1 protein-coding gene is annotated in these 289 nt (G+C 42.9%); it reads left to right on the forward strand.

What is annotated here, in order from left to right:
- Positions 1 to 289 (forward strand): hypothetical protein (locus tag WA340_RS12725; RefSeq protein ID WP_336129360.1); only part of this gene is annotated, 289 nt, incomplete at both ends.

Genomic DNA, 289 nt, shown 5'->3' on the forward strand with positions numbered 1-289 from the left:
GGTAGCGGATGACTGTGGGAACATAGCGTCTACTTCAGCAACGTTAACTATTGAAGATACTACTGCGCCAGACTTAGCGTTATGTTCGGATGTGGCTGATGAAACTATTGAATGTGATGGTGCTAATAACACTACTTTAGCATCTAATTGGAATGCGGCTAACATCGCGGCTTTACAGACGTGTCCTACGGATAGTTGTGATGCAGATGCAAACTACACCGTAACGTCTGACTTCGACTTTAACAACTTTGTTAATACTTGTGGACTTGGTGGTACTATCACTGTAAAC

The organism is Mesoflavibacter sp. CH_XMU1422-2, from assembly GCF_037029245.1.
Lineage (GTDB): Bacteria > Bacteroidota > Bacteroidia > Flavobacteriales > Flavobacteriaceae > Mesoflavibacter > Mesoflavibacter zeaxanthinifaciens.